This window comes from Longimicrobium sp. (assembly GCF_036280135.1).
Classification (GTDB): domain Bacteria; phylum Gemmatimonadota; class Gemmatimonadetes; order Longimicrobiales; family Longimicrobiaceae; genus Longimicrobium.
The window spans coordinates 1-5,135 of record NZ_DASURI010000514.1; the positions used below are offsets into that span (position 1 = coordinate 1).

The 5,135-nt window shown below is 71.2% G+C and carries 8 protein-coding genes; all 8 read left to right on the forward strand.

What is annotated here, in order from left to right:
• The coding region (locus tag VFZ20_RS16585) for a hypothetical protein (protein WP_329685026.1) at positions 1 to 317 on the forward strand (317 nt) is incomplete at its 5' end.
• Between the two features lie 37 nt (positions 318 to 354).
• The gene (locus VFZ20_RS16590) at positions 355 to 1,263 is read left to right on the forward strand and encodes a hypothetical protein (protein ID WP_329685027.1); all 909 of its coding nucleotides are present in this window, start codon (positions 355 to 357) and stop codon (positions 1,261 to 1,263) included.
• A 189-nt stretch (positions 1,264 to 1,452) separates the two neighbouring features.
• Positions 1,453 to 1,797, forward strand: a complete 345-nt coding sequence (locus tag VFZ20_RS16595) for a hypothetical protein (RefSeq protein ID WP_329685028.1) — start codon at positions 1,453 to 1,455, stop codon at positions 1,795 to 1,797.
• Positions 1,798 to 1,978: 181 nt separating this feature from the next.
• Positions 1,979 to 2,986, forward strand: a complete 1,008-nt coding sequence (locus VFZ20_RS16600) for a DUF7221 family queuine tRNA-ribosyltransferase-like protein (RefSeq protein ID WP_422655652.1) — start codon at positions 1,979 to 1,981, stop codon at positions 2,984 to 2,986.
• 19 nt (positions 2,987 to 3,005) lie between these two features.
• Positions 3,006 to 3,281, forward strand: a complete 276-nt coding sequence (locus VFZ20_RS16605) for a hypothetical protein (protein WP_329685030.1) — start codon at positions 3,006 to 3,008, stop codon at positions 3,279 to 3,281.
• A 98-nt stretch (positions 3,282 to 3,379) separates the two neighbouring features.
• The gene (locus VFZ20_RS16610) at positions 3,380 to 3,709 is read left to right on the forward strand and encodes a hypothetical protein (protein ID WP_329685031.1); all 330 of its coding nucleotides are present in this window, start codon (positions 3,380 to 3,382) and stop codon (positions 3,707 to 3,709) included.
• Positions 3,710 to 4,080: 371 nt separating this feature from the next.
• Entirely contained in the window at positions 4,081 to 4,716 is a 636-nt protein-coding gene (locus tag VFZ20_RS16615) for a hypothetical protein (RefSeq protein ID WP_329685032.1), read from the forward strand.
• Positions 4,717 to 4,918: 202 nt separating this feature from the next.
• Positions 4,919 to 5,135, forward strand: a 217-nt coding sequence (locus tag VFZ20_RS16620; protein WP_329685033.1) for a hypothetical protein, incomplete at its 3' end; no start/stop codon positions are given.

Consider the following 5,135-nt stretch of genomic DNA (forward strand, 5'->3'; position numbering starts at 1 on the left):
GCTATCTGGACGCCGTCCGCTCGCGCAGGATCGTGACCGCGCACGTCGCCCGCGACCTCGGCCTGGGCGAGGGCGCCACCCCCAGGGAGGTACACGAGGCCTGCTCCGCGCGGCTTGCCGCCGCGTCGCGGGGCCGCGACGACGCCATTCGCGAATGGGAGTCGCTCGGATACGTACCCAGCGCGAAGGACCTCTCCAACGCGTTCTCGGGCCTTCACCAGCAGGACCGGCGCACGGTGCTGAAGGAGATCCCGACCGTAAAACAGCTGATGACGGAACCCGGCCGCGAGCGCGCACGCGCCGGGCTGTCGCTCTGACCCTTCGCTACCGCTGGCACAACCTCCCGATGAGCTGATGTCGACCGCTTACACTGAAATGCCCTCCTCGACCACAGAGGAGACCGTCCGCGACGCCACCCTCGCACGCCTGCGCGACGGGTTACGCAGCTTCGGGATTGCGCACGGGTTCCTCGACCGGCACCTCTGCGGCTGCGGCAACCCGCGGTGCGCGCAGGATCGGGTGGAGACGATGAGCCTGCTCGCGATGCTGCGCGCGGTGGCTACGGAGTGGGTGGCGGAGCCGGACCCCGTACGGGAACCGCTCCTCCACCACCGTCTCGCCTCCTTCGCGCGCGTGTTCGCGCTGCTGGAATGCCCGTGCGGCGACCCGGACTGCCCCACCACCCACAGTGCCGGGATGGACACGCGCGCCTACGTGCGCCTCGTCGCCGACATGTGGCACGGGCGCGCCGGAAACCGCGTCGCATTCGCCCACACGGAGGCCGAGGAGTGGTCCGCGAACGCCGCCGGCGTGGTCGTGGACATCGCGGACCGGTTCGCCCGCAACCTGGCCGTGCTCAACACGCTCGCGCTCCAGCTCAGTCCGGACGACGCGGAGCGGATCCATTCCGTCGCCAGCGCGGCGGCCAGCCTGGAGCGCTCGGCGTGGCGCGCGGAAGCGCGGGCGATGGCCGCGGAGGCGATCGCAACGTGGCTTCCCCACCCGGAGCCGATCGTGGAGGTCCGGCGCGTGGTCGACAGCGCCCTCGCGGTGGCGTATCACGCCGGCTGGACCACCGGCGACGCGGCCCTGATCGAACGCGCCGCCATGGACGCGTGCTCCGGCATCCTGACCCTCGGGGTCGTGCACCTGTCGGTGTCGCAGGCGCTCTTCGCACCGTTCAGCCGGGTCGTGTCCCTGACGGATCTGGATGCCGCCGTGGATGCGCTCCTGATTGCCGAGGAACGGATCGCGGCCGAATAGCCGTTCACGTTCCGCCCGTAAGCCGGTGCCGGCCCGCGTCTCCAGGTGAGGCGCGGGCCGGCGGTGTCTTGTGGGACTGGCGCAACCCCACCGTGGAAAAGGCCCGGGGAGGAGGCCGGGTTGATGGTCTGCGCCGGCCGCCCGCCGGTCCGGGAGGGACCGCCTTTGTCCAGAAACAGGAGGGTCAGGATGAAGCGCGTGCAGAACGTACGCCTCGCCGCTGCCACGGCTCAGCAGCGGGAGCACGAAGCGATGTCACGATGCGTCGTCGCGTCCGCCCTGTCGGCGTATCGTGGCGTAGCGCCACGGGACCCATGCGCCGCCGCGCCGCTCGCGGTCTTCCTGGCGGCGGAGCTGTACCACGGCAGCCGCGGTGAGACGGAAGCCGCGCGGCTCCAGCAGGCGGCCGACCAGGTGGACTTCGCGATGGAGTCGCTCCGGCACGTGCGCGACCGGCTTCGGGAGCTGGCGGTGGCCAGCACCTCGCTTCCCCTCCCGCTCGGCCCGGGCGCACCCTGCGGCGCGGGGCGCTGAGGTGCGCCAGGCCTCCTTTCCCCGCTCCGCCTCCCCGTGCAGCAGCGCTCCGGCCGAGCCGTCGGTGGGCGCGGGACGTCCACCTTGCCAAGGCACCGAGCCACCCCTCGAGATCCGGGTCGGCCTGCCGAGCCCCGGGGGCGGGCTGGCGCGCGCCGCGCGCGCACTCGGGCTCACGGTGATGGTCAGCGCCAACTCCTTCTTCCGCCGCGACGCCGACCACGAGGTGGTGGCCGTGCGGCGGCCCGGGCGAGACCTGGACGGTCTGGATGCGGCGCTGGACAGCTCGGGCTATGTCGCCATGCGGCACTACGGCGGCTACTCGTGGGCTCTCGAGGCCTATGTCCTCCGGGTCGTGGCGGCGTTCCCCTGGGCGTGGTACGCGGCACCGGATTACTCGTGCGAGCCGCAGGTCGCCGGCAGCAGCTCGGCGGTGCGCTTCCGGCAGGCGGCGACGGTCGCTCTCTACACCGCCTGCACGAGGGTCGCGGAATACGGAGGCCTTCCGGGACCCGTGCCCGTGCTGCAGGGATGGTGGCCGGAGGACTATCACCGCTGCTGGGACATGCTCGCCCTCCCGGACGCTCCGTCCCTGCTGGGCGTCGGCTCGGTTTGCGCGCGACAAGTCCACGGCCCGGACGGACTGATGGCGGTGCTGGAACGGCTCGACCGCGTGCTGCCCACGACCGTCCAGCTGCACCTTTTCGGCGTGAAGTCCGACGGCATCGAGGCGCTTGTGCGGGAGTGCGCACTCGACGGACGGGTCCGCTCGGTTGACTCGATGGCGTGGGACGTGGAGGCGCGGGCCCGGTTCCGCACCGGGCGCACGATCGCGCGGCGCGCGAGGGTCATGCACGAGTGGTACACGGCGCAGCGGGCGCGGGCAATCCGAGCCGCTTCCGCCGCGCAGCACGGCCTTCCCCGCACCTGCTTTCCTCCGCCGCCTGCACCCGGGGGCTCCGGGGACGAGCTACTCGACTACTGGGTGGAGTTGGTGGCTGGGGGCGAGATCGACCTGCTCTCCGCTCACAACCTGTACGAGCAGGAGCGATTCGCGTCCGCCTCCTCCTTCCGGCCCGTGCGCCAACCCCACCTGCCGGGCCCGAGGCTGCACAGCCCGAAGCGTGTGCGGGAACCGTCTTCCCAAGCGACGCTGCCGCTCCCCGTCTCCCTGGCGCAGGCCGCCTGACCCCGCGAATCCCACGCCCATGATCTTCTCTCACGACCGCTTGCTCCGCTTCGCGCGGGGCGGCCGGATCATCGTCCTGGACTCCGCGCGCCGGCCGCTCGCGCACTTCGGCGTGAGCACCCGCACGCGCACGGCGGAGGACCAGCGCCACGCCATCGAGTTCGCGAAGACGCCCGAACTGCTCCTCCGCGTGGACCAGCTGGTCAACGAGCTGGACCAGGCTGGATATGCGTCGCCGTGCGTCGAGCGGGTCCGCGAAGCCGCCGCGGCATGCCGTCCCGCCGTCCCCGGGTGAGATGGCTACAGGGCCCGCGCACCCCCCTCGGAGAACAGGGTGAGGGTGAAATCCGGATCCGGAGCAGGTGTCATCCTCGTCCCAACCGTGGAAAGGAGGTGCTGGTGCTGACGCCCGAGAGCGATACGGCGCGTCCGGTAAAGCGGGAAGACCGGGCCGAGGTCCGGAACCCCGTCCTGGGACTGCGCGCGTTCAGAAAGTTCGCGTTGCTCCACCCGGCAGCGCTGCACGCGCTCGCCGAGCTCCTGCATGAGATCCACGTCGAGGCCGCCGTGCGCGCGGAACACTCCTGGAGGACGCGGAAGGCGCCGATGGCCGTCTACTGGCGCGCGGTGTCGGTCTACGCCGGGCACATTCGCCGCGCCATCCGACGCCTGCAGCGCGGTACCCCCCACCAGCTCGACCTCACCGCGGAGATGGCCGCGTGAGCACGACCACATCCAGCACCCGCATCCTGACCAGCACGTGGGCCGGACCGTGAACCAGCAGGGCCTGCCCCTGCCCGCCATCGCGCACGCGGTGACGGATGGGCTCACGCGCGAGGATTGATCGACGAGTAGAGGTCACACGTGTTGCCGAGGAACGGCACAACCGGCAGCCTCGGTGAACCCGGAGAGGATAACTGTCTCCAAGGGCACGCAGGGGATCATGAACGGGGGGCTCGTGCGGATCGTCCGCGACGAGCCCTCTTCGCGTTGGTGGAGGGAGGATCGTCGCCGCCCCACGGGGCGGCATCTTCCGCGGTGCAAACGCTGGGTCGCACCGCATGAACACACGCAGCAACCAACGGAGAAGCACGATGCCGATGCACGAGATCAGCGGTGACAAGCTCAACGTGCTGAGCGTCCTGGGCGAGGCCGCGGAGACCGGTTCGGGCTGGAAGAGGGGCGGCGTGAGGGGGTGGCTGCTCGGGTCTGACCTGACGGAGCGCGCCTACAGCGGCGCGGGCCACGACCTCCAGCAGTTCAAGGCCGCGGGCTTCGCGATCGGCGAGGTGGTGCTCGACCCGGGGCGCCCGCGCCGGCCGCTCGTCCTGTGGAGGATCACGCAGGAGGGCGAGGATGCGCTCGCGGCGAAGCAGGGGCGCGACCCCGTGCGCATCCTGACGCCCGTGCCGGACCCGCAGGACGACGGCGTGATCTTCATCAGCCACGACGCCTGGCGCTGCCTGTCGGTGCTGCAGGGGCGCGCTGAGCCCACACGGTGGAACGCCCTGGTGGAGGAGGTCCGCAAGCGCTTCAGCCGGGGACTGTACTACGAGGATGCCAAGCTGCTGCTCAGCCGGCGGCTGGCCGAGGAGACGGCGGCGGGCGAGGGACGGGACCGGATCACCTCTCTCGTCGCCACGCTCGCCGGGCGGACGACCGTGCTGGTGGATGGGAAGACGAGTGAGTCGCTGGTGCAGCTGCGGATGGGCAAGGCCGACATCAACTAAGCCCGTCCGCCCTCATGTGCTGGCCCGCGGTCCTCGGGCCAGCACCAGCCAATCACCCTCTCCCACGCGGCTCGGCGCTCGGGCCATCTGCTCGCGTGCACCGAGAAGAAGCAGGCGGTCTCCACGCGCGCGCTGAAGCGCCTCGTGGATCCCAGATAGCGCTCTGGCCGGAGAATGACAATCCCACGATGGAGTTGGCGTCGTGAATAACATCCACTCGGCAGGGGATGGAGAGCCCGCTGCCACCATCTTCGGCCCGGAGTGGCTCCGGGCGCGTGACCGGCTCGCGTGCGTGGAGCCGGAAGAAGCACGCGCACTCCTGACGGCCGCCATGGATCAGGTCGAGAGCGGCTGGGAGCCAGTTCGCGCGCTGCAACGCCTCGCCGATCGGCACCCCGAAGCCGAACGAAGCGGCGACG

Excerpts from the sequence above, each read along its gene's own strand:
- VFZ20_RS16590 (WP_329685027.1), top strand. The coding sequence starts at position 355 with ATGTCGACCGCTTACACTGAAATGCCCTCCTCGACCACAGAGGAGACC.
- VFZ20_RS16595 (WP_329685028.1), top strand. The coding sequence starts at position 1,453 with ATGAAGCGCGTGCAGAACGTACGCCTCGCCGCTGCCACGGCTCAGCAG.
- VFZ20_RS16600 (WP_422655652.1), top strand. The coding sequence starts at position 1,979 with ATGGTCAGCGCCAACTCCTTCTTCCGCCGCGACGCCGACCACGAGGTG.
- VFZ20_RS16605 (WP_329685030.1), top strand. The coding sequence starts at position 3,006 with ATGATCTTCTCTCACGACCGCTTGCTCCGCTTCGCGCGGGGCGGCCGG.
- VFZ20_RS16615 (WP_329685032.1), top strand. The coding sequence starts at position 4,081 with ATGCCGATGCACGAGATCAGCGGTGACAAGCTCAACGTGCTGAGCGTC.